The sequence below is a fragment of the Mariniradius sediminis genome (genome assembly GCF_021491425.1).
GTDB lineage: Bacteria > Bacteroidota > Bacteroidia > Cytophagales > Cyclobacteriaceae > Mariniradius > Mariniradius saccharolyticus.
Genome location: NZ_JAKEVZ010000003.1, coordinates 137,913 through 158,985 on the forward strand (window position 1 = coordinate 137,913; position 21,073 = coordinate 158,985).

At 47.3% G+C, this 21,073-nt stretch carries 20 protein-coding genes; 8 read left to right on the plus strand and 12 right to left on the minus strand.

The genetic code is table 11. The annotated features are described in order from the left end of the window. Positions 1-82: 82 nt before the first annotated feature. Positions 83-1,315 carry a cation:proton antiporter gene (locus L0U89_RS05100; RefSeq protein ID WP_234860546.1) on the minus strand — a complete coding sequence of 411 codons (1,233 nt, stop codon included), beginning with the start codon at positions 1,313-1,315 and terminating at the stop codon, positions 83-85. 6 nt (positions 1,316-1,321) lie between these two features. Beyond that, entirely contained in the window at positions 1,322-2,155 is an 834-nt protein-coding gene (locus L0U89_RS05105) for a universal stress protein (protein WP_234860547.1), read from the minus strand. Between the two features lie 326 nt (positions 2,156-2,481). Between L0U89_RS05105 and L0U89_RS05110 the strand changes: the two genes are divergently transcribed. Further along, entirely contained in the window at positions 2,482-4,101 is a 1,620-nt protein-coding gene (locus tag L0U89_RS05110; RefSeq protein ID WP_234860548.1) for a M14 family metallopeptidase, read from the plus strand. 12 nt (positions 4,102-4,113) lie between these two features. Continuing rightward, complete coding sequence (locus tag L0U89_RS05115; RefSeq protein WP_234860549.1) at positions 4,114-5,856, plus strand: M14 family metallopeptidase; 1,743 nt, start codon at positions 4,114-4,116, stop codon at positions 5,854-5,856. Between the two features lie 224 nt (positions 5,857-6,080). Here the strand turns inward: L0U89_RS05115 and L0U89_RS05120 are convergent, their stop codons facing one another. The 3 genes from L0U89_RS05120 to L0U89_RS05130 all read right to left on the minus strand — a co-directional run bounded on the left by L0U89_RS05120 (position 6,081) and on the right by L0U89_RS05130 (position 9,638). After that, a complete protein-coding gene (locus L0U89_RS05120; protein ID WP_234860550.1) occupies positions 6,081-7,202 on the minus strand; it encodes a BamA/TamA family outer membrane protein in 1,122 nt (373 codons plus the stop codon). A gap of 251 nt (positions 7,203-7,453) precedes the next feature. Then, positions 7,454-8,569: an ATP-binding protein gene (locus tag L0U89_RS05125; RefSeq protein ID WP_234860551.1), complete on the minus strand. Its 1,116-nt coding sequence runs from the start codon at positions 8,567-8,569 to the stop codon at positions 7,454-7,456. 79 nt (positions 8,570-8,648) lie between these two features. Next, entirely contained in the window at positions 8,649-9,638 is a 990-nt protein-coding gene (locus tag L0U89_RS05130) for a dipeptidase (protein WP_234860552.1), read from the minus strand. 86 nt (positions 9,639-9,724) lie between these two features. Between L0U89_RS05130 and L0U89_RS05135 the strand changes: the two genes are divergently transcribed. After that, positions 9,725-10,237 (plus strand): 3-hydroxyanthranilate 3,4-dioxygenase, encoded by a 513-nt coding sequence (locus tag L0U89_RS05135; RefSeq protein WP_234860553.1) that lies wholly within the window; start codon positions 9,725-9,727, stop codon positions 10,235-10,237. 11 nt (positions 10,238-10,248) lie between these two features. On the opposite strand, the gene L0U89_RS05140 is transcribed toward L0U89_RS05135, so the two are convergent. Genes L0U89_RS05140 through L0U89_RS05150 form a run of 3 tightly spaced genes read right to left on the minus strand, consistent with a single transcriptional unit; the run spans position 10,249 to position 11,296 of the window. Continuing rightward, complete coding sequence (locus L0U89_RS05140) at positions 10,249-10,536, minus strand: type II toxin-antitoxin system RelE/ParE family toxin (protein WP_234860554.1); 288 nt, start codon at positions 10,534-10,536, stop codon at positions 10,249-10,251. Further along, a complete protein-coding gene (locus tag L0U89_RS05145) occupies positions 10,533-10,754 on the minus strand; it encodes a hypothetical protein (protein WP_234860555.1) in 222 nt (73 codons plus the stop codon). Before L0U89_RS05145 ends, L0U89_RS05140 begins: the two co-directional genes overlap by 4 nt. Before the next feature lie 53 nt (positions 10,755-10,807). Further along, the gene (locus L0U89_RS05150) at positions 10,808-11,296 is read right to left on the minus strand and encodes a DUF6702 family protein (protein WP_234860556.1); all 489 of its coding nucleotides are present in this window, start codon (positions 11,294-11,296) and stop codon (positions 10,808-10,810) included. Between the two features lie 85 nt (positions 11,297-11,381). On the opposite strand from L0U89_RS05150, the gene L0U89_RS05155 reads away from it, so the two are divergent. Beyond that, positions 11,382-11,963 (plus strand): HupE/UreJ family protein, encoded by a 582-nt coding sequence (locus tag L0U89_RS05155; RefSeq protein WP_008627779.1) that lies wholly within the window; start codon positions 11,382-11,384, stop codon positions 11,961-11,963. A gap of 217 nt (positions 11,964-12,180) precedes the next feature. Then, a complete protein-coding gene (locus L0U89_RS05160; protein WP_234860557.1) occupies positions 12,181-14,511 on the plus strand; it encodes a M1 family metallopeptidase in 2,331 nt (776 codons plus the stop codon). A gap of 202 nt (positions 14,512-14,713) precedes the next feature. On the opposite strand, the gene L0U89_RS05165 is transcribed toward L0U89_RS05160, so the two are convergent. The 3 genes from L0U89_RS05165 to prfA all read right to left on the minus strand — a co-directional run bounded on the left by L0U89_RS05165 (position 14,714) and on the right by prfA (position 17,628). After that, entirely contained in the window at positions 14,714-15,871 is a 1,158-nt protein-coding gene (locus L0U89_RS05165) for a BamA/TamA family outer membrane protein (RefSeq protein WP_234860558.1), read from the minus strand. A gap of 13 nt (positions 15,872-15,884) precedes the next feature. Then, positions 15,885-16,427 (minus strand): GNAT family N-acetyltransferase, encoded by a 543-nt coding sequence (locus L0U89_RS05170; protein WP_008624515.1) that lies wholly within the window; start codon positions 16,425-16,427, stop codon positions 15,885-15,887. Between the two features lie 127 nt (positions 16,428-16,554). Continuing rightward, positions 16,555-17,628 carry a peptide chain release factor 1 gene (gene prfA / locus L0U89_RS05175; RefSeq protein ID WP_008624513.1) on the minus strand — a complete coding sequence of 358 codons (1,074 nt, stop codon included), beginning with the start codon at positions 17,626-17,628 and terminating at the stop codon, positions 16,555-16,557. Positions 17,629-17,735: 107 nt separating this feature from the next. Between prfA and L0U89_RS05180 the strand changes: the two genes are divergently transcribed. From L0U89_RS05180 to L0U89_RS05190, 3 genes are all read left to right on the plus strand, one after another. Beyond that, positions 17,736-18,932, plus strand: coding sequence for an RsmB/NOP family class I SAM-dependent RNA methyltransferase (locus L0U89_RS05180; protein ID WP_234860559.1), 1,197 nt, complete (start codon positions 17,736-17,738; stop codon positions 18,930-18,932). Positions 18,933-19,013: 81 nt separating this feature from the next. Continuing rightward, the gene (locus tag L0U89_RS05185) at positions 19,014-19,454 is read left to right on the plus strand and encodes an ABA4-like family protein (RefSeq protein WP_234860560.1); all 441 of its coding nucleotides are present in this window, start codon (positions 19,014-19,016) and stop codon (positions 19,452-19,454) included. After that, on the plus strand, positions 19,451-20,215 hold the full coding sequence (locus L0U89_RS05190) for a hypothetical protein (RefSeq protein ID WP_234860561.1): 765 nt from the start codon (positions 19,451-19,453) through the stop codon (positions 20,213-20,215). Before L0U89_RS05185 ends, L0U89_RS05190 begins: the two co-directional genes overlap by 4 nt. A gap of 60 nt (positions 20,216-20,275) precedes the next feature. Here the strand turns inward: L0U89_RS05190 and L0U89_RS05195 are convergent, their stop codons facing one another. Continuing rightward, entirely contained in the window at positions 20,276-21,028 is a 753-nt protein-coding gene (locus L0U89_RS05195) for a ThuA domain-containing protein (protein ID WP_234860562.1), read from the minus strand. Positions 21,029-21,073 lie beyond the last annotated feature (45 nt).

Sequence of the window (21,073 nt, forward strand, 5' to 3'; positions counted from 1 at the left end):
GTACTTTGTATATCAAAGTAAGATAATTAAATCGAAAGCGGCAACAGCTTTTGGAATTTTTAACAAACTCAATTGCAAAATCCTATTCCTTTGATTTCAAAGCCCACTTCATCAATGGACCGCTTGTCATGGAGGTAACCAATGCCATCACCACCAAGGCAACAAAAAGCTTTTCATTGATCAGTCCAGCTTCCAATGCGATCAAACCAAGGATGATTTCCATAGCTCCACGGGCATTCATCCCAAAACCGATGGCTAGGGATTCTTTCTTTTGAAACCCGCCACGAAATGCCCCATATCCACTTCCAAGAATTTTCCCGGCAAATGAAATAGCCAAAATGGCCAACGTGAGCATGAGGTCAAAATTGGCGACAAAGTTGATCTTTAGCCCGATAGAGACAAAGAAAAGCGGAGCGAAGATGTTGTTGATAAATTGGTGAACGATTTCTTTGGCCCGCTCAGACATATGGTCCGAGTCCCCCAAGGCCACACCTAAGAGAAAAGCGCCGAATATCGCATGAATACCCAACCATTCGGTGAACGCAGCCAATAGGAAACAGAAAGCCATTGAAACGGAAAGTACCCCTCCCGGCCAAGCCATCTTCTTGTTGACCCAAGGAAGTGATTTGTTGATAAGGAATTTTCCCAAGGTCAGCATAAAAAAGGTGAAGATCAGCGTGATGCCAATGGTATTGACCATGGACAGGTTGCTGCTTTTTCCCATTAGAGAAAGAATCACCGAAAAAATCAGCCATCCAATGATATCATTGACCATGGCGGATGCGACGATTAGCATGCCCATTTTGGTCTTAAAGAGATTCGTATCCATCAATATCCTTACCACCACGGGCAATGCTGTGATCGACATGGCAGTACCCATAAAGAGTGAAAAGAGCAGACGATCCCCATCAGCCAATCCGAAGAAATCTGGAAAAAAATAAGGAAATACAAAACCGAAAATAAACGGCACCACCAAACCAAGGAAACTTATATTGATTGCCGACTTTCCTTGTGACCAGACAAGATGGAGCTCTACTTCAAGGCCCGCTATAAAAAGTAAAAGCACAACCGCCACTTGTACAAAACCGTCCAGTGCAAGATTTGCCTGCTGATTACTCATGAAAAGAAATTCGTGAATTTCAGGTAGGAAGGTTCCCAAAATCGTCGGCCCCAACAATATGCCCGCGATCAGTTCCCCTACTACTGCGGGTTGTTTGAATTTCTGCGCTACTTCTGCAAAAACTCGCGCAAGCATCAGCATGGCAGCTAACTGCAGCAAAAGGTTGACGACTTCTTGGTGTGTCAGGTTCTCCATGCAGCCCTAGGATTTTTTGATGATCAGAAGGTTACACGGCAGGTTGCTCAAAATTTCTTCCAAATCATGGGGGAAAAGCCTGTCCAAGAAACCAAGCTTTCCCTCATCCCCTACGACGAGTAGATCAGCCTTTATGTCCTCCGCAAACTTGGCGAGTTCGACGGCCCATTTGCCGCAGGTGATCTTGACATTTACCTTAAGAGAGCCTTTGTCCATCGTTTTGAGGATATCTTCCACATAGGCGATTTCCTCGGCCACAAGTTTCTTGCGTACGGAGGACACCTCCTCTTCCGAGCCTTCTCCTGCAGTAGCCATCTTCATTCCGTACATTTTGATCTCGTTGACGACATGTACTTGCTTCGCGCCGTCGATTTTGCACCATTCGAGTCCCTTTTCGATCACAAAGGGTGTGTGCTCGTGTTGGGTTCCGTTGATGACGACTTTGCTGAAAGGCGTTGGTTTTTCCAAAGGCTCGATCAAAGTCAACACAGCGCATTTCGATTTTCGGATGATTTTTCGGGCGATTGAGCCGATGTAATAATTGACAAAACTTTCGCTTTTCAGTGCCCCTGCTACCAGCAAATCGACCTGCTCAGCTTCGCACATTTGGAGGATCTTCTTGGCGGGCTTGCCTGTTTCCCAAATCACCTTCACGCCATCGATCGGCAATCCAATATTGTCGAGCGTGGCGTTAAGCTTTGATTCAAGTGCATCTGTTTTCTCGCCGACATGGATCAATACTAGTTGGGCGCCAAAGATGTCTTTGATGCGTTTTGACTCGGCGATCAATGCTTCCATTCTGGGGGAAAAAGCAATGGCGAGGGCGATTTTTTGGTACATGGCTGTTATTGACTGGAAATGAAAAGTACAGATTTTTTGGTAAAGTCGGGTTTAAAAAGTCGAAAAGAACCCAAGAATTCAAAGCAATTTCCAGTGCGTGCCCTTCAGTCCAATGCCGTAATGAGTGGAATCAGGAATTTCGAATTTCCAATTTCGAGTATTGAAAATACCCCCTTTTCCCCCATTTATCCACAGCCTTTGCCTTCCAAAACCACGGTTTCCAATAGGCGAAATGATTGCTGAGATTAGAATATAATTTTTTGTAACATAGGCGGCGCAAAAGGTGCATAGCAATGCCTTTTCAAAAACTAAACCTGATATACTTTATGAAGAAAATGTACTTATCGCTGATAGCCGGGGCAGGATTGCTGTTTGCCGTGCAATCAGCAGTCTTGGCACAGGGCGACTATCCGACGCTCAGCCAAGTCAGCCAACGGTTGCAGTCCGTAGCCAATGGCAGCGGGGGCTCGGCCAAGCTCAGTTCCCTCACCAAAACCGCCGGGGGCAAAGACATCTGGGTCCTCAAAGTCGGCAAAGGGGATATCGACAACAAGCCCGCGATTGCGGTCGTAGGTGGCGTGGAAGGATTCCATGTACTCAGCGTCGAGTTGGCTGTGCAGTTTGCCGAAAGACTCGTCAAGGAACATGGCAACGCCTTGGACAATACGACTTTCTACATTTTCCCCAACATGTCTCCGGATGCTTATGAGCAGTATCATGCTGCACTCAAGTACGAGAGAAGGGGCAATGCGGCCAAGGTTGACCACGACAGGGACGGTCAGGTCTCCGAGGACGGATATGAGGACCTCAACAAAGACGGATTGATCACGATGATGCGTGTAGAGAGTCCAATGGGCGATTATGTCGCACACGACAAGGATCCAAGGATAATGGTCAAAGCTGACCGCGCCAAAGGTCAAAAGGGAACGCATCTGGTGATGTCAGAGACCCGCGACAAAGACAAGGATGGAAAGTTTGGGGAGGACTTGGAAGAGGGAATCGCCTTCAACCGAAACCAAACCTACAAATTCCCGATTTTCACGCCACTCGCAGGGGATTACGCGGTTTCGCAGGCGGAAAGCCGTGCGACGCTCGATTATCTCTTTGAACAGTGGAATATTTTCGCCTTCGTGACTTTTGGACCCTCCAATAACCTATCTGCACCGTTGAAATTCAGCGCAGCGGATGCGAGAAAGCGGGTCATTACCTCCATGCTCGAAAAGGACGTCGCGATCAACGCCATGGTCTCGGGCATCTACAATGAAACCGTAAGTCAAAAGGCCTTCAACCAAAGCAACCAAGGTACCGACGGTGATTTCTTCCAATGGGCCTATTTCCATTTTGGGAGATTGAGTTTCAGTACACCAGGGTGGTGGGTTCCTGAAGTAAAAGGGGAAGATGGAAAATCCAATCCAAACGCAGAAGCCAATTTCCTAGCTTGGGCGGAAAAAGAGGGAATCCAAAATGCCTTCATCCCTTGGACCTCTGTCAGCCATCCCGACTTTCCTAACCAGAAAGTGGAAGTGGGCGGAATCCGTCCTTTTGTAATGCACAATCCTCCCTATGCGAAAGTGGGTGATATAGCCAAAGAGCACACGGATTTCATTTTGAAACTGGCTGGAATGGCTCCCAAGTTGGAGTTTCACAATGTGCAATCAGAAAAACTCGGCAACGGATTAACCCGCATTACGGCCGATTTGTACAACAATTCGCCACTGCCGACCCATTCGGAAATGGGTGAAAAGTCCAGGTGGCTTCGCAGTATCCGAATAGACATCAACCGTGACCCAAAGGATATCGTCTCCGGCGACAAGATCAAGCTTATCGATAAGTTGGGGGCTTACGAAAAGACCACGCTCAGCTGGATAGTCAAAGGTACGGGCTCTATCGATATCAAAGCAGGTGCGGCCCATACAGGAATTGCGACACTCAACGTGAAACTTTAAACCAACAAAAAGATGAAATTCAATAATTGGATATATACTACATTCCTTGGGTTGGCCTTGAGTTTGGCCGGCTTGCAGGAGGGCATTGCGCAGGAGAAATATTTCCGCGCGATTGGGACGCCCCATAATCCCAAAGTTCAGGTTTCATGGAATCGCTACCATTCCAACATTGCATTTGAGGAAATCATGAAAAACATGGCCAAAAGCCATCCTGATATTGTAAAGCTCGAAAGCATCGGCAAGTCCTACCAAGGCCGCGACATTTGGGTCCTGACCATTACCGATTTCAAAGCAGGTAAGGCTGAGGACAAACCAGCGATTTGGATTGATGGCAACATCCACTCCAACGAAATCCAAGGGACCGAGTTTGTGCTCTATACGGCTTGGTACCTTTCTGAAATGTACGGGGACTTGGACTTTATTACCCAGCTACTGAAGGATAAGACTTTTTACCTTGCTCCGACGATCAACCCAGACGCCCATGATAATTTTATCTATGAACCCAACACGCTCAACTCTCCAAGATCGGGCATGATCAATATGGACGATGATGGTGACGGTGTCATCGGTGAAGACGGCTTTGACGACTTCAATAAGGACGGCCATATCACCATGATGATCCGCAAATCGCCAACCGGCAGGTATGTGAAGGACCAATTGGACCCAAGAAAACTTGTCATGGTCGCTCCAGATCAAAAAGGTGAATATGAAATGCTCGGTTTTGAAGGGATGGACAATGATGGCGATGGTTCAGTCAATGAAGATGCAATCGGATATTATGATCCCAATAGGGATTGGGCATGGAACTGGCAGCCTGACTACGTGCAGCGTGGCGCTTGGAAATATCCATTCTCTGTGCCGGAAAACAGGGTAGTGATGGAATTTGTCATGAAGCATCCAAACATTGCCGCCGCCCAATCCTATCACAACTACGGTGGTATGATTTTGCGCGGGCCGGGTGCAGAAGAGGATTTGGGAACTTATAATCAAACCGATATCCGGATCTATGACGCGATCGGTAAAAAAGGAGAAGAGTTTATGCCGGGCTACAAATACCTCGTGGTCTACAAAGATCTTTATTCAGTATTTGGTGGCCAGTTGGATTGGTTCTACGGCGGACGAGGCATATTCACGTACTCCAATGAATTGATGACTTCCTACCTCTATTTCCACCAAAACGCCGGTAGGGGTAATCAGGATGAGCAAATGAAAGTCGATACCTATCTGACTTTCGGTGACGCCTTCGTGGACTGGAAAGAATTCGACCACCCACAATATGGAAAAATCGAAGTGGGCGGTTTCAAAAAGAACTTTGGGCGTTTGCATCCGGGATTTTTGTTGGAAACGGATGGCCATCGAAACGCGGCCTTTACCATCCTCCATGCCTACCATACGCCAAAGCTGAGCGTGATGGACGTGAAGGAAGAAGACTTGGGCGGCGGCATGAAAGCGGTCACGGCGACGATCTACAATGAGCGTTTGATTCCGACACACTCATCACAAGACCTCAAATACAAGATCGAAAGGCCTGATTTCGTGACGATCTCCGGTGCGAAGGTCTTGGCGGGATTTGTGGTCGAGAATGAGGATTTCAAGAAGTACGCCGAACAAAAGGTCAATCCGGAGAAAATTGCCGTAGACAATATTCCCGGCATGGGCGCGGTCAAGGTGCGATGGATCGTTTCCGGCGGAGGCAATTACAGCATCACGGTCGACTCTGCCAAAGGCGGCAAAGCATCCTGGAAAAAGCAGTAGTGATACCAATTTGGATTCAAAAAGAAACGGCGGGCTTCAGGTCCGCCGTTTTTTTTTGGGTATCTGAAATTATGCCATCAGAACAACCTGTCTGACTGCTTTCATCATCCGAATGACTTTCTCACGCTTCCTTGCAGGATTTTTTGCAAAGGAATAAGTTTCAGCTAAAGGCCATCAAAACACTACAACATTGGTCTAGCATCTCGTATCTCGTTTCTAATGTCTCAAAACGCCTCTCCGATAAACAAATAGAATCCGCTTCCTTCCTCGGTAAACGCCACATCGAAGCGCGTGTAGATATCTTTTTTTGGGAAAAGCAAAAACCTCAGCCCACCGCCTGCTGACCAGACGACTTTGTTGATCGCGGCTTTGGAAAAATCAGGAAATACTGTCCCAGCCCCGGCAAATACCGCCGCGCCGATCCGTTTCGAAAAACCTAGCGGTAGTGGAAGCATACGGAATTCCAGTTGGGTAGCGATCTGGTTTTTGTCGCGAAAACGTCCAAGATAATACCCCCGCATCATGCTGTCGCCACCCAAAAGTGCAAGCTGATTGAATGGAACATTTCCAGAATAAAACTGTCCGATACCTTGCCAAGCCAAGACGTTGTTTTTGCCAATCGGCTTGAAAATCCGAGCATCGGCAGTGATTCCTTCAAATCCAAAAGTGCTCCAAGCTTCATTGTAATTGAGGTAAGCCAATTCGGCAAAGAAACCTTTGCGCACGTTGAGGACATTGTGGCGGTTGTCATATACCAAGCCGAGGCCCAGTCCGAGGTTCGTCGAGCCTTCATATCCCAATGGCAATTCAAAATTTGGGGCGCTTTCGGACGGTTGGAAGTCTACGCGGGACATCCGCTGAAAGTCCGTTTCGAGTCCAACGTAGAAATCCTTCCTGATTTCCCGCAGGACCCTTTCTTTTATCAAGATTTGATTGGCATCCACCAAGGCTAGGTATTCTTCAGGAGAATCCATGCCGATCCCATGGTACTTCAAGGGGAAACTTTGTAGCCGAATCCGACCCAGAAAAAACCATTTGCTCTGATCTGAATACAGCGCATGGTCAAACCAGATCCCGTATTGACTTTCCAAGGTGATGAAAGTAAATCCACTGATTTCACTTAGGCGATTTTCGATATTTCCCTTGGCATGGTACACATAAAGTGTGGAAAAGCCGATTTCCCAACTCGTTTCCGGGGCATAGGCCAGGGTGGGGTAAATCACAAACTTTGGTTTTGCCGATTCGGTAGTGTCGTTGAGGATGCTGTTGATATACCGTTTTGCTAGGCTCTGAGAAAAGACATCACCAACTGAAACGCAAAGGAAAAAGACCAAAAAATATTTCATAAATAAAGGCAAATCATTCATTTGAGCACTCTTCTAGGTCGATCGGATCAATGAGTCGATGTATTTTATGTGTATCCGCTTTCTTGCACGTAGCCATTATATAATTGGTTGAAATACCGATTATACCCTCTGTGGACAGTGGTCTGTCGTCTGTGGACGAGCATCCGCAATCAAAAAAATCTCTTATAGTCCAACGTGCAACATTCCGGATACTCATAATGTATTTTAACCCGAAGCGATCAGGTAATGTTTCAAACCACAAATTCCCTAAAATTTTCTCGGTGGACAATCTTAACCGATGTTTGGTATGTTTTTTCAAATACCGCCGGAATCTTAGCGTTAGCTTTTGGATTCCATTTGAATTCAAATCCTCTAACCTCACCGTTTCCTTCTTCAACATAATCTACCTCCTGTTGTTGAAAGTTTCTCCAAAAGTATCCGTTTACAAAATTTCGCTGATAAGCATTTCGTTTCTTGCGCTCAGCGAGAAGAAAGTTTTCCCAAAGCGCACCCACGTCTTGTCTTAACTCTAATGGGTTGAAGTTTTGGATAATTGCGTTTCTAATGCCGTTGTCGAAGAAGTAGATTTTCTTGTTCGTCTTTATCTCGTCACGCAGGTTTCTACTAAAGCTGGTGAGTGAAAATACCACAAAGCTTTGCTCCAAAAGGCTGATATAATTTGACACCGTGTTTTTGTCAATTCCAACCAACTGGGCTACTTCGTTATAACTTACTTCGCTTCCAACCTGAAACGCCAATGCTCTCAAGATTTTTTCTAAAACTTCAGGTTTTCTTATGCCTCCAAACGCCAGGATATCTTTGTAAAGATAGCTGCCTGTAAGTTCATCGAGCAGTTCAATTTCATCTCCTGGATTGTTGATTACATCTGGGTAAGAACCAAACACCATGCGGTTGTTTAGCTGTTGGAGAGCAGATAAATAGCCGCCATTTCCTTCTAATTCTTGCCATGAAATGGGAAACATTTCATATTCCCATTTCCTTCCGGTAAGCGGTTCGTTGATGGAAGCATTCAGTTCAAAGGCAGAGGAACCTGAAACCAACAGCTGTACATCCGGAAAGTTGTCGACAATGATTTTCAGCGTAAGTCCGATATTGTGTATTCTTTGCGCCTCGTCAATAAACACATACTGATGATTTCCAAAAATGGTCCTGAGGGTTTCTACATTTGGATCCGTAAGCGACTGCCTGACGGTTAGTATATCCCCATCGAGAAATAGGTATGGCCTATCCTGCAGTACCTCCTTGATGAGGGTAGTTTTACCGACTTGCCTAGGTCCGATCAACAGGATCGCTTTGCGTTTTCCAAGTTTTGATTTGATGGTGTTTTCAAGAGATCTTCGTAGCATGGTGATTTCTATTCACCAAATTTAGCTAAATTCAGTGAATATATTCACCAAATTTTGGCCAAATCGGTGAATAGAACTTCTAATCCCACAATCTACCAAACAAGCGCTGACAGTTTTTGAATGCCAACTTCTCCAGTTGGCTCGCGCTGAGGCTTTTAGAGAGTGTTTCCAATATCGCCGGATATTTGGATGCGTCTTCTACGATTGGGAAGTAGAAGGGAAAACGCTTGGGATCGGGGAAATCCTTGGTGTAGAAAAAGTCCGCTCCAAAGCAGATGTTTTCCTCTCCGCCCAGGTCAAAGCCGTAGAGGAAATGTTCAAAAATCCGCTCGGGATGTTTGTCGTCCAGAAAAGCCCGTAGGAAATTGATCCCAATGATGCCCTTACGGCGGATAATTTCCTTGGCAAACTCATCGTTGAGGTTGCGCTTGTGGTCCCAGATTTTCCGAAAATTGGAATGGCTCGCAATCACCGGAATATCCAAGGAAAGCGAGTCGACATGGTCGAGAATGCCCTCGGCCAGCCAATCCGAGGTGTGGGAGAGGTCAATGGCGATCTTTTTCCCGGAGATGTAGTCCAAGAGCTTTTTCCCATCGTCCCTCAGGCCGATTTTTTCGGTATAGTTGCCACCGCCAAACCTGTTTTCGGTATGGTGGGTGAGGCTGATATAGGCGATGCGCTTGGTGAGCTTCAGGATCAAGTCGAGTTGTTCAAAGGCTTTTCCGATCGGAACCCCCTCTTCCGCCAGACCTGCGGCATTTTCCACGGCTGTCACCAAACCGATTTTTTCCTGCATTTCCAGATTCCTGACAAATTCCCCATCTGCTTGGCAGACGTTTTTTGGATACTTCATGAGCATTTCGCGGTAGGCGTATGCCTGCTTTGTAGCCAAATCCATACTTCCGGGCTTCACGTCCGTGTAAATCGCACAGATCTGCAGGCGGACATGTCCAGACTCCAACAATGGAACGGCACAGGCAATATCCTCGGATTTCAGGGGGGAGGCACCGGGGATTTTTGCCAAGTAGGACAATAGGTCGCAATGGGTATCAACAATCGGGAATTTCATCGGAAGGACTGTTTAAGCCTCAAATTAAACCAAAATAAAGGGAGTTTTTTGATACTTTTACCGTGAAGCCAAAATCTGAATTCCCCATGCCAGTAGCCAAGCCCATCAATTTCCTGAAGTGGATAGAGGAAAACCGCCATCTCCTCAAGCCCCCGATCGGCAACCATGTGATTTACAAAGGAAACGATGATTTTATCGTGATGGTCGTCGGTGGGCCCAACTCACGCAAGGACTTCCACTATGACGAAGGCGAGGAGTTTTTCTACCAAATCGAAGGCAACATCACCCTCAAGGTCGTGGACGAAGGCGTCGTGAAGGATATCGAAATCAAGGAAGGGGAAATGTTTCTCCTGCCCGCGCGCATGCCGCATTCGCCGCGTCGCCCCGCCAATACGATTGGATTGGTGATGGAACGCTACAGAAGGCCGGGAGAGAAGGATGGGTTTATTTGGCACTGTGAAAACTGCGGCAACAAGCTTTATGAGGAATTTGCCGAGATTACCGATATCGTCAGCCAACTGCCGCCAATCATGGAACGCTTTTGGGGCAATCCGGAAAACACCACCTGTAAAAAATGCGGAACGGTGATGGAGAGGTGAGGGATGGAAATTTAAATGAAAGGCTGTACTTTGTTGTTCCAAAAACACAGGATTTTGACCTTATTTTCGCCTACCTCATACAGGAAGGAAGTATGTCGGTCCAACATGCCAAGCCTAATTTGAGGTCGAATATCAGATTTTTTGAATAAAAACGGGTTTTCCTCTAATAAGCCCAGGACCCTCCATGTATTTGACAGAAAGGCATTTGCCACTTTCTGTCCCCATTTTTCTTCGATAATTATTTTTAGGTCGTCCAAAGTGCTCAGCGCAGTCGGAGAAAAAATAATCTCATACTTCATCGTTTGGCGAAGTATTCTTTTGCATCATTAAGTGAGATTGATTTGCCTTCAGCTATTTCCAGGCGGCTTATTTCAACAGTTTCTTTTATTTCGCGGGGAATTGTATCCCAAAAATCCCTGTTTTCCATCACGGTGAATTCCACATCGATGGATTTGAGCATCGCTTCGATTTCCTGAAGCTGTTTCTCATTTTTTGGAGTGATTAGAATCTCTTTCATGTTGAAAATTTAAGAAATTTCTGGCGATCGGCAACAGGTTTTGCGTACCTGCTTCAAAACCTCAACTCTCCCGTTTCCTTCCCTTTTACCAGAATCATGCTTTTCGGTTTTTTGTCCAGGTAGAAGTTGATGATATTCTGCTGGCCCTCGAAGTGGTCAAAAAGCAACGTGCTTTTGATTTCCACGGTTTTTGGAAGCGGGATTTCTGTTGCTTCCAGATAAAACCAAGCGGCGTCTTCCTCGATCTCGTAGCCGAGATATTCCAGCGCTACCACCTTTCCGTTGATTTTGATTTGGTTGTGGGATAGGAGGTATTCACGAATCATGCGGTCGAGTTCAGTTTTATTGGTAGGCTGCAGAAAGTTGACTTTTTGACCGTTGTCCTTGGAAAGAGCCACTTCAAGGTCATCCCAAAATATCTTTTGCTCGATCTCCAAAGATTTTTGATCGGCCTTGTACCGAATCTCTGTCAGACTGATGTAAAAGGGGTGAAAAATCACCTTCCATCCCCAAATCAGCAGGAAAATAAAAGAGAATTGCATTCCGCGTGGTTGAAATTGTTTTCTTTGCAAATTACTCAATCTGACGAAGCTTGCGTACCTCGGCGGTACATTTATCCATTCACCCATGGGCCAGTTCCAACTCTATTTCCAACTAGGCATCCAACATATCCTTGATATCAAGGGCTTTGACCATATCCTTTTCGTCGTGGCATTATGCGCGATCTACATCACCAGGGATTGGAAAAAAATCCTAATTCTCGTCACGGCATTCACGATCGGACATTCGATTACCTTGGCTTTGGCCACGCTCAAGCTGGTAAAAGTCGATTCGGCTTGGGTCGAATTCTTGATTCCGACCACGATTGCGATCACAGCCGTGAGCAATATCTTCAAACCCAAGCCCAGCAGCGGCAGGGGAATCCAGATCAATTATTTCTTCGCGCTTTTCTTTGGCTTGATCCACGGCTTGGGCTTTTCCAATTACCTGCGGTCTTTGTTGGGAAAAGAAGCCTCCTTGTTTGAGCCATTATTGGCTTTCAACCTTGGCTTGGAAGTGGGGCAGTTGGTCATTGTGGCGATTTTCATGGTGGTTTCCGGCATTTTGGTGGGGATCGTGGGCATCAATCGGAAGGATTGGGCGCTTGTCATTTCCTCGATTGTATTGGGGATGGCGATCATGATGATGATCGATACCAAGTTTTGGTAAAAATTGGAAAATTGGAAAATTGGAAAATTGGAAAATTGGAAAATTGGAAAATTGGAAAATTGGAAAATTGGAAAATTGGAAAATTGGAAAATTGTTGATTTTGGAAGGTGTTGTATGCTAATAAATAGGGTGCATCTGAGTTCGTCAGTCTTGAATCTTGAGTCTTATGTCTTTTGTCTTTAAAAAAAAGGCCAAATTGATTAACAAACAAACGTGTATGAGAAAGCTATTACCAATTGTTGTGTTGATGTTTTTGGGAATCCAACCTGGATTTGCCCAATGGTCTGCGCAAAACCACGCCGAGCGCTTTGAGCAACTTGGCACCATGCTGCGCTCTCCCAATGTCTACCGTACCGCATCCGGTGCGCCGGGGCATATGTATTGGCAGCAAAAGGCCGACCACGAAATCTCGGTCGAGCTCAATGATGACAACCAATCCATCAAAGGCTGGCAGAAGGTCACCTACTTCAACAATTCCCCCGATCCGCTCAAATACCTTTGGATCCAACTCGACCAAAATGAGCGTGCGAAGGATTCCAACACCCCCAAAACAGCCGAAAGCAGCATCAATCCGCGTATGAACCTGCGGCAGTTGGAGAGCATTCTTTGGCATGATTTGGACCTTGGCTACAAAATCCACTCCGTCAAGGACATGACAGGCAAGGATATCCCCGTCACCATCAACCATACGATGATGCGGGTCGATTTGCCTCAGCCTTTGCTTCCCGGTCAAAAAACCGAGTTTACCGTGGATTGGAGTTTCAATATTCACGACAGGATGAGTTTCATCGGCGGCCGTCCCGGCTATGAGTATTTTCCCAACGACGGGAACTACCTCTATACCATGGCGGAATGGTTTCCAAGAATGGCTGTCTATTCAGACTTCGAAGGCTGGCAAAACAAGCAATTTGCCGGTCGGGGTGAATTTGCCTTGACTTTTGGTGACTACAAAGTAAAGATCACCGTCCCCGCGGACCACATGGTAGGAGCGACCGGCGTGCTCCAAAATCCACAGGAAGTCCTCAGTCCAACCGAACTGCAGCGTTGGGAAACTGCCAAAAAAACCTATGACAAGCCCGTCATCATCCGCACCCAAGCGGAGGCCGAGAAACTTGAAAAAGCAAAATCCAAGGACAAAAAAACCTGGGTTTTCCATGCCGAAAACGTGCGTGATTTTGCCTGGACTTCCTCAAGGAAGTTCATTTGGGATGCGATGGCGGTGAAGCAGGGAGGCAAAGATGTGATGGCCATGTCATATTATGCCAAGGAGGCCAATCCGCTTTGGGAACAGTATTCCACGCGGGTCGTAGCACACACGATCAAATCCTACGCCGCCAAGACTTTTGACTACCCATATCCAACGGCGATATCCGTGGAGGCGACCAACGGGATGGAATATCCGATGATTTGCTTCAATTATGGTCGACCTGACGCGGATGGTACCTATTCCGATGCGATCAAGTACGGCATGATTTCGGTCATCATCCACGAGGTCGGGCACAACTTCTTCCCAATGATCGTCAACTCCGACGAGCGTCAGTGGACTTGGATGGACGAAGGCTTGAATACCTTCATGCAGTACATGGCTGAGCAGGAATGGGACAGAAACTATCCATCCCGTCGCGGACCGGCACACAAGATCGTGCCTTACATGCGCAGCGAGAAAAATACCTTGGAACCCATCATGACCAATTCGGAAAACATCATCCAGTTTGGGCCGAATGCTTATGCCAAGCCGGCCACTGCTTTGGTCATCCTCCGGGAAACCATCATGGGCCGGGAGCTTTTCGATTACGCTTTCAAGGAGTATGCCCAAAGGTGGATGTTCAAGCACCCGACGCCAGAGGATTTCTTCAGGACGATGGAGGATGCTTCCGCAGTCGATTTGGACTGGTTCTGGAGGGGTTGGTTCTTCGGCACAGAGCCGGTAGATATTGCCCTAGAGACGGTCAATTGGTACAAAATAGATAACCTCACCCCGGCGGAAAAAAAGGCTGACGAGAAAAAAGCCTTCGAACGCGAAGAGGATTATATCAGCAAAACCTTCAACCAAAAGGACGTGCCACAGACCGTGGTTGAAGCCGATCCGGCGACGCGGGATTTCTACAATTCCTACAATCCATTTACCGTGACGCCGGAGGACGAAAAGGCCTACAACGACTTTATGGCGAGACTGAGTCCAAAGGAAAAGGAGCTGCTAAATTCCGGCCTGAATTTCTACGAGTTGAAGTTCAAAAACGTCGGCGGGTTGGTGATGCCGCTGATCATCCAGTTCAACTATGTGGACGGTACTTCCGAGGTCGAAAGGATTCCCGCAGAGATTTGGAGATATGATGAATGGGAAGTGTCCAAGGTATTTGCCAAGAAAAAGGAAGTGAAAAGCATCCTGCTTGACCCCTACCGGGAGACTGCGGACATCGACGAGTCCAACAACCATTGGCCACCACAGTATGTGCCAAGCCGATTTGAGATGTTCAAAGGAGCAGGAGGAGTAAGAGGTGCAGCCTCGGGTGACAATCCGATGAAGCGCGCCAAAAGCAAAAAATAGGCACTTGGAAAAAAGAACCCCGGAGGTCAATCTTCCGGGGTTTTTTCTTGATTTTTTTATCGAATCATTCCCGCCCAAAACAGCGTTTTTGGCTCTTTTTTAAATATCGTAATACCATTTTAAAAGTATACTTTACAAATAGTACGAGAGGGATATCTAGGATGGCCGAGGTTTTTGAAAAACTCACTGGGGACTTGCGCAATCAAATGACCTCATTCAGCCCAAAATAGAAGGCTTTTTGGTCCCCGATCGCAAAGTCAAAGCGGATATTGAGTCCGTCGGAATTGATGCGGTAGCGAAAGCCGACTCCTGCGCCATACCTGAACCGTTCCCAGCCAAATTTTCGGATTTCGGGCGCCACCAGTCCTGTATGTCCAAAAAATACCATTCCAAGGTTACGGTAGATAGGCAAGCGATATTCTCCTTGGAATACCAAAGCATGACGATCCCGGAATTTTCCTTCAAAAAATCCCCGCATCAAGTCGCTGCCGCCTATTAGCGAAAGATGCTGGAAAGTGGGAGTTCCCCAAGTGAAACTGGACCAAGCCTGCAGCGCAATCACTTGTCTTTTTCCCACCGAAATATACCTTCTCACGTCACCGACCACATGCTGAAAATCGTATTGGCTTCCCAGAGTTTGTGAAAAAACCATCCATTGGAGGCGATTGTACCAACCGCGGGTGGGTTGGAAAAGGATATTCCGTGTATCGTGTTGCAGTATCAAACCCAAGCCCGATAGGCGCTGTCCATCATAACCTGGTACTTGGGTGCTTTCCAACAAACCTCCTGCCACACGGTCGGTGATATTGTCCAAGCGGAACTCATACCTTGGACCGAAGTAGATGCCCTTTGCGATTTTTCGTTGGTAAAAAAGGTGGAAATACGCATAGCGCGTCGTGTACACTTCCCCCTCCTCAAGTTGCGGCTCATTGCCGATGCCGAAATACTTGAACGGGAAGCGGGATAGTTCCAATCGACCGTTGAAATAAGATTTGTTTTGGTCAGCCCAGAGGTCCAGTTCGGTAGTAAGGATCGCCTGATTGTTGAGCGTATATAGAAAAGTGATAGGAAGACTTGAGGGCCGCAAGAGGCTGTCGGCGGTGTTTTTGTGCCGAAAAACCCGAATCGCGCGGGCGCCGAGACCAAGACTGGTCTCCGGGGAATAGATGACTGCGGGAATGACGGTCCATTTGTCCCCGGACAATTTGTCCACGACGAGATCGCCAAAATCAAAGAGCTTTTCCACGGCTTTTTTCTCCTGGATGCTTTCAGTTTGGTTTTGGGAAAAGGAGAATAATGGCAAGAACACAATCAGCGACCAAACCGCTGCGATTCTGACACCGAGGCTAGTGATTGGCAAAATAGGAATAGGACTAGTCAAAATATTTCTCTACCTCTTCGCGGATGATGACGTATTGGAATACGTCACCGATTTTTCCGTCTTTGATGTAGGCATGGCGGAGAATGGCCTCAGGTTCAAATCCCGCATTTTCGAGCACTTTCATCGAGGGCACATTGTAATCGTAGACTTGGGAGTAAATCCGCTTGATCTCGGGAAATTTTTCCAAGGCATATTCGACAAAAAGTTGCACCGCCTGTGATGCAATTCCTTTTCCCCAGAAAGCTTCGCCGACCCAAAACCCGATTTCCATATTGGTCCTCAGCTCGTTTTTTCCAATTTCGCAGCCTACCGAGCCGACCAACTTACCTTCATACTCGATCGCAAAATTTTGAGGGGGGTTAAACTTTTGGTTGTGCTCTATCCAGTGACGCGCGTCGTGGATGGTATAGGGCGAAGGGAAACTGTCGCGGAGGTTTTTGGCGATTTTTGGGTTGTTGGCGATCGGGTACAAATGGTGGAAATGTCCCTCGTGCCAAGTATTCAGACAAACGTTTCCTTTTCCTATGATTTTCATCTACTTGCTGATTTCTCTTTTCAATATACTCCAAAAACGCCAAGTTTGACAGGTTTTTCTCGAAAACTCGGGAGAAACTTCAGGCATTTTCAAATGGTCTTTTTCCACCTGATATGCTTGGAATTTACTATTCCACGCCGCCCGCATTCATTTTCTCAAGGTTTTCCGCGAGCCGTAGGGCTGAAATAAAATCTTCGATATTGCCATCCATCACATCCGGCAAGTTGTACACGGTCTTGTTGATCCGGTGGTCGGTCACGCGGCTTTGGGGATAATTGTAGGTGCGGATCTTGTCAGAGCGATCTCCGCTGCCCACCATGGATCTGCGCTGTGCGCCGACGGCTTCGTTGTGTTTTTCGAGCTCGATTTCATATAACCTCGAGCGAAGTACCTTTAGCGCTTTTTCGAAGTTTTTGATCTGCGATTTTTCGTCTTGGCAAGTCACGACCAATCCCGAAGGAAGGTGGGTGAGACGAACCGCCGAATAAGTCGTGTTGACCGACTGACCACCCGGCCCCGAGGAACAGAAGGTATCTTTACGGACATCATTCATATTGATGTTCACTTCTACCTCGTCCATTTCGGGCAAAACGGCCACTGTTGCTGCGGATGTATGTACGCGTCCCTGTGTCTCTGTAGCGGGCACGCGCTGTACGCGATGCACGCCGGATTCGTACTTCATCATGCCGTAGACGTCCGCGCCTGTGATCGTACTGATGATTTCCTTGTATCCACCCGACGAGCCAAAGGTCAAATCAAGGACGGTGAGTTTCCATCCTTGTTTTTCGCAGAATCGCTGGTACATTCGGAACAGATCGCCTGCAAAAATCGCCGCTTCATCCCCTCCCGTACCTGCGCGGATCTCTAGAATGGAATCCTTGGAATCGTTCGGGTCTTTTGGAATTAGCGCCTGCTTGATGGTTTCTTCCAATTCCGTCTCTTTTTGCCGCAGTTCGTCGAGCTCAGCTTTGGCCATTTCACGAAAATCAGGATCCTTTTCCTTTTCCAGAATTTCCTTGGTACTGTCGATATTGTCAAGGACCAGCTTGTAGTCGTCGTAGAGCGTGACGATTTTTTCCAGGTCTTTGTACTCTTTATTGAGCTTGGTGTACTTGGACATGTCCGACATGGCGTCCGGTTGGATGATCAACTGGCCTACCTCGATAAACCTGTCCTTGAGAGCTTGTAATTTGTCAAGCATAAATGGCTGTGAAATTGGATGCCGCAAAATTAGGAAAAATATCGGTTTTGGGATTTTCCGTTCCAGCCGTTCAATTCTGTTTATCTTTGCAGCTTACTTGAAACGAAATGAAGCTTTTCCCCAATTTGGTCAGGGCGGTGGTCGAGGCTATCGATGAGGTTTTCCATCAAAACCGGTACGCCGACAAGGTGATCGAAAAGGTATTGAAGTCCAATCCAAAATGGGGCGCCCGAGACCGCGGGTTTATTGCGGAGACGGTCTATGACATGGTGCGCTGGAGGCGACTGATCGAATACCTGAGTCCAAGCGGGGATTTGTACCATCTTTTTGGCACGTATTGGCTCATGCATGACCGGACGCTCCCGGATTGGAGGGAATTCAAAGGTCTTCATCCTGACCATATATCCCGGAAGTACAGGCAGCTGGACAACCGCGCCATTCTCCAATCTATCCCCGATTGGCTGGATGAGATGGGGAGCAAGCAATTGGGGGAAAAATGGGAAAAAGAAATCGACACGCTCAACCAGCAGGCGGAAGTCGTGCTCCGGGTAAATACCCTTAAGATAAGCCGTGAGGATTTGCGCCAAAGACTCGCGGCAGACGATATCGACACCTACCTGCCTCGGGGCTACAAGGATGCCTTGGTATTGGCCAAGCGCCAAAACATTTTCCAGCATCCGGCATTCAAAGAGGGACTTTTTGAGGTACAGGATGCCTCCTCCCAAAAGGTAGCCACTGCCCTCGACGTAGAGCCGGGCATGCGTGTCATCGATGCCTGTGCGGGTGCGGGAGGAAAGTCCCTGCATTTGGCTGCCCTGATGGAAGACAAGGGAAGAGTGATTTCCATGGACACGGAGGCTTGGAAGCTGCAGCAAACGAAGTTGCGCGCAAGGCGAAATGGCATCAGCATCATCGAACCCCGTCCGATCGAAGGTACCAAAACCATCAAGCGACTCAAGGAATCCGCAGACAGGCTGCTCTTGGACGTGCCCTGTTCTGGATTGGGTGTACTCAGACGCAATCCCGATACCAAATGGAAGCTTTCCCCTGAATCCATCGAAAAGGTCCAATCGATCCAGCAGGACATTCTGCAGCGGTATTCGACCATGCTCAAACCAGGTGGCATTATGGTCTACGCAACCTGCAGCATTTTGCCTTCCGAAAATCAAGACCAAGTCAACACCTTTTTGGCGTCTACCGCAGGTAAGGAATTTGAATTGATCGAGGACGAGAAGGTATTGGCACAGGAAAGCGGCTTTGATGGTTTTTACATTGCAAAGCTGAAGAAAAGGGCGTCGATATAACCCGGGATTTGGTTTACCGCCCGGGGTTTTTTGTTTGGCTTGTTTTTGCATAAATTACACTGTAAACAAACCCCCGCCGCTATGACCTTGGAAGCTGTTTTTGGGATGGCCAGTACCTTGGCCTTTTTTTCCTGGATTGCCTTGTTTGTGTTTTACCCTCGAAAGTGGGTGTACCAAACTCTCTTCACCGGGGTTTTGGTGTTGTTGGGATTGACTTACATGTTTTATGTATTGCCTGCCCTGTTGGGTACTCCCGAAGGTGGATTCAACTCACTTGCTGAAGTCAGGGCATTGTTCCAATCCGACGAGGCACTTTTGGCCGGCTGGATCCATTACCTGGCCTTTGACCTGTTTGTGGGGATGTGGATCACGAAGGATGCTTGGGACAAACATATCAGTCGTTGGCTGGTCCTCCCCTGTTTGATCTTGACATTTATGATGGGGCCAGTTGGGCTTTTGACATATATGCTTGTTCGTGCTGCCAACACCCGGCAACTGAATCAAAGCCCTTACCATCCATGAATTTTTTTTCGGAACTGAAGAAAAGGAGCAAGTCGCTTTTTTGGGCAGGAATGCTCAATTTGACTGCATTTGCGGTATTGTTGGCTTTGTCCTTTTTCGATGATCGCCTTGTCAGCGGAGCCAACGTCTGGCATAAGCCGATGAAGTTTTCGATTTCAATTTGTGTCTTCCTGTGGACAATGGGCTGGTATTTGGATTATCTGCCCCAAATCCGGAAGGTCCAGAAAATCAAGATCACCATCATTTTGGCTTTGGTATTGGAGCAGATTGTCATCATCGGACAAGCCGCACGGGGTCAGCTTTCGCATTTCAATATCTCCACCATCGGCAATGCATTCCTTTTCCAGCTGATGGGGATCGCGATCGTTGTTAATACCGTTATGGTTTTATGGGCGCTGTTGCTGCTGCGACCCGTAGAAAACCTGCCCTTATCCTATAAGCGCGGGCTTCAGATCGGCATGTTCATCTTTATCTTGGCAAGTCTGGAAGGGTTTATGATGGTGGGCAATCTTGGCCATACCATTGGTGCTCCGGATGGGCAGGAAGGGATTTTCTTTCTGAACTGGGCCAAGGCTTACGGGGATCTGCGGATTGCCCATTTTTTCGGATTGCATGCCTTGCAGGTTATTCCGCTTTTTGCCTGGTTTGTGGCGAGGGGAAAGGTCAACTGGGTGTATGGATTCGGCTTGGTGTACTTTGTTTTTTCCTCCCTTACCCTTTGGAATGCTTTGGCAGGAAATGGAATTTGGTTTTTGGGTTAAAAAAAAAGACCTGAAGGGTTTTTGAATCCCTCAGGTCTTGTGGATTAGAGTTTGTCCATTCTATTTTTCAATTGGGTATCCTTTGGCCGCATACCAAATGCCTCCGTAAATGTGTTGCATAAAATCGTGGCTGAGAAATGCCCAATCGGTATGTCCCAAAGCCGTGTAGAAAATCCGACCCCCGTCATATTCATGCGTCCATGCCATCGGGTGAAATTCGCCCATGCCATCTTTGGCATCATAGGAAGTCTCGTCCGCGGTGATCAATACACGTACGTCGGGATTGAAGTTTTTGAAAGCATACAACTCATCCGTCCAAAGCCATTTTTCTGGAAGATGGTAGGTGGCAGGATGTTTCCTGTCGATGACATTAAGCCTTACGGATTGGATATGGGGGTGATTTTTGAACTGTGCCCCGATGAGTTTGGTATACCAAGGCCATTCGTATTCGGTGTCCGTGGCCGAGTGGATTCCGACGATTCCTTTTCCACTACGTACGAATTTTTCAAAAGCCGCTTTTTGCTCGGCATTGAAAATCGTCCCCGTCGTACTCATCAGGATGATGACATCGTAGCGGGCAAGTTTTTCATCGGTGAAGATTGTCTCATCCTCGGTCGTGTAGACTTCAAATTGATTGTCGCGAGCCAGTTTTTTCAAGGCAACCACACCGTCGGGGATAGACTGATGGCGAAAGCCCTTGGTTTTGCTGAATACCAAAGCCCTGAATTGGGCTTGTGCCATTGATTCGATAGGAGCAACTGCCACCAATAGCAGGGCGGAAAGGAGCAAGGAAAAGAAATGGATGGGGCGCATGTTTCGGTGTTTTTTGGGTGGTGATATTGATGTGTGTTTCAGTAT

Excerpts from the sequence above, each read along its gene's own strand:
- L0U89_RS05100 (WP_234860546.1), bottom strand. The coding sequence starts at position 1,315 with ATGGAGAACCTGACACACCAAGAAGTCGTCAACCTTTTGCTGCAGTTA.
- L0U89_RS05105 (WP_234860547.1), bottom strand. The coding sequence starts at position 2,155 with ATGTACCAAAAAATCGCCCTCGCCATTGCTTTTTCCCCCAGAATGGAA.
- L0U89_RS05110 (WP_234860548.1), top strand. The coding sequence starts at position 2,482 with ATGAAGAAAATGTACTTATCGCTGATAGCCGGGGCAGGATTGCTGTTT.
- L0U89_RS05115 (WP_234860549.1), top strand. The coding sequence starts at position 4,114 with ATGAAATTCAATAATTGGATATATACTACATTCCTTGGGTTGGCCTTG.
- L0U89_RS05120 (WP_234860550.1), bottom strand. The coding sequence starts at position 7,202 with ATGAAATATTTTTTGGTCTTTTTCCTTTGCGTTTCAGTTGGTGATGTC.
- L0U89_RS05125 (WP_234860551.1), bottom strand. The coding sequence starts at position 8,569 with ATGCTACGAAGATCTCTTGAAAACACCATCAAATCAAAACTTGGAAAA.
- L0U89_RS05130 (WP_234860552.1), bottom strand. The coding sequence starts at position 9,638 with ATGAAATTCCCGATTGTTGATACCCATTGCGACCTATTGTCCTACTTG.
- L0U89_RS05135 (WP_234860553.1), top strand. The coding sequence starts at position 9,725 with ATGCCAGTAGCCAAGCCCATCAATTTCCTGAAGTGGATAGAGGAAAAC.
- L0U89_RS05140 (WP_234860554.1), bottom strand. The coding sequence starts at position 10,536 with ATGAAGTATGAGATTATTTTTTCTCCGACTGCGCTGAGCACTTTGGAC.
- L0U89_RS05145 (WP_234860555.1), bottom strand. The coding sequence starts at position 10,754 with ATGAAAGAGATTCTAATCACTCCAAAAAATGAGAAACAGCTTCAGGAA.
- L0U89_RS05150 (WP_234860556.1), bottom strand. The coding sequence starts at position 11,296 with ATGCAATTCTCTTTTATTTTCCTGCTGATTTGGGGATGGAAGGTGATT.
- L0U89_RS05155 (WP_008627779.1), top strand. The coding sequence starts at position 11,382 with ATGGGCCAGTTCCAACTCTATTTCCAACTAGGCATCCAACATATCCTT.
- L0U89_RS05160 (WP_234860557.1), top strand. The coding sequence starts at position 12,181 with ATGAGAAAGCTATTACCAATTGTTGTGTTGATGTTTTTGGGAATCCAA.
- L0U89_RS05170 (WP_008624515.1), bottom strand. The coding sequence starts at position 16,427 with ATGAAAATCATAGGAAAAGGAAACGTTTGTCTGAATACTTGGCACGAG.
- prfA (WP_008624513.1), bottom strand. The coding sequence starts at position 17,628 with ATGCTTGACAAATTACAAGCTCTCAAGGACAGGTTTATCGAGGTAGGC.
- L0U89_RS05180 (WP_234860559.1), top strand. The coding sequence starts at position 17,736 with ATGAAGCTTTTCCCCAATTTGGTCAGGGCGGTGGTCGAGGCTATCGAT.
- L0U89_RS05185 (WP_234860560.1), top strand. The coding sequence starts at position 19,014 with ATGACCTTGGAAGCTGTTTTTGGGATGGCCAGTACCTTGGCCTTTTTT.
- L0U89_RS05190 (WP_234860561.1), top strand. The coding sequence starts at position 19,451 with ATGAATTTTTTTTCGGAACTGAAGAAAAGGAGCAAGTCGCTTTTTTGG.
- L0U89_RS05195 (WP_234860562.1), bottom strand. The coding sequence starts at position 21,028 with ATGCGCCCCATCCATTTCTTTTCCTTGCTCCTTTCCGCCCTGCTATTG.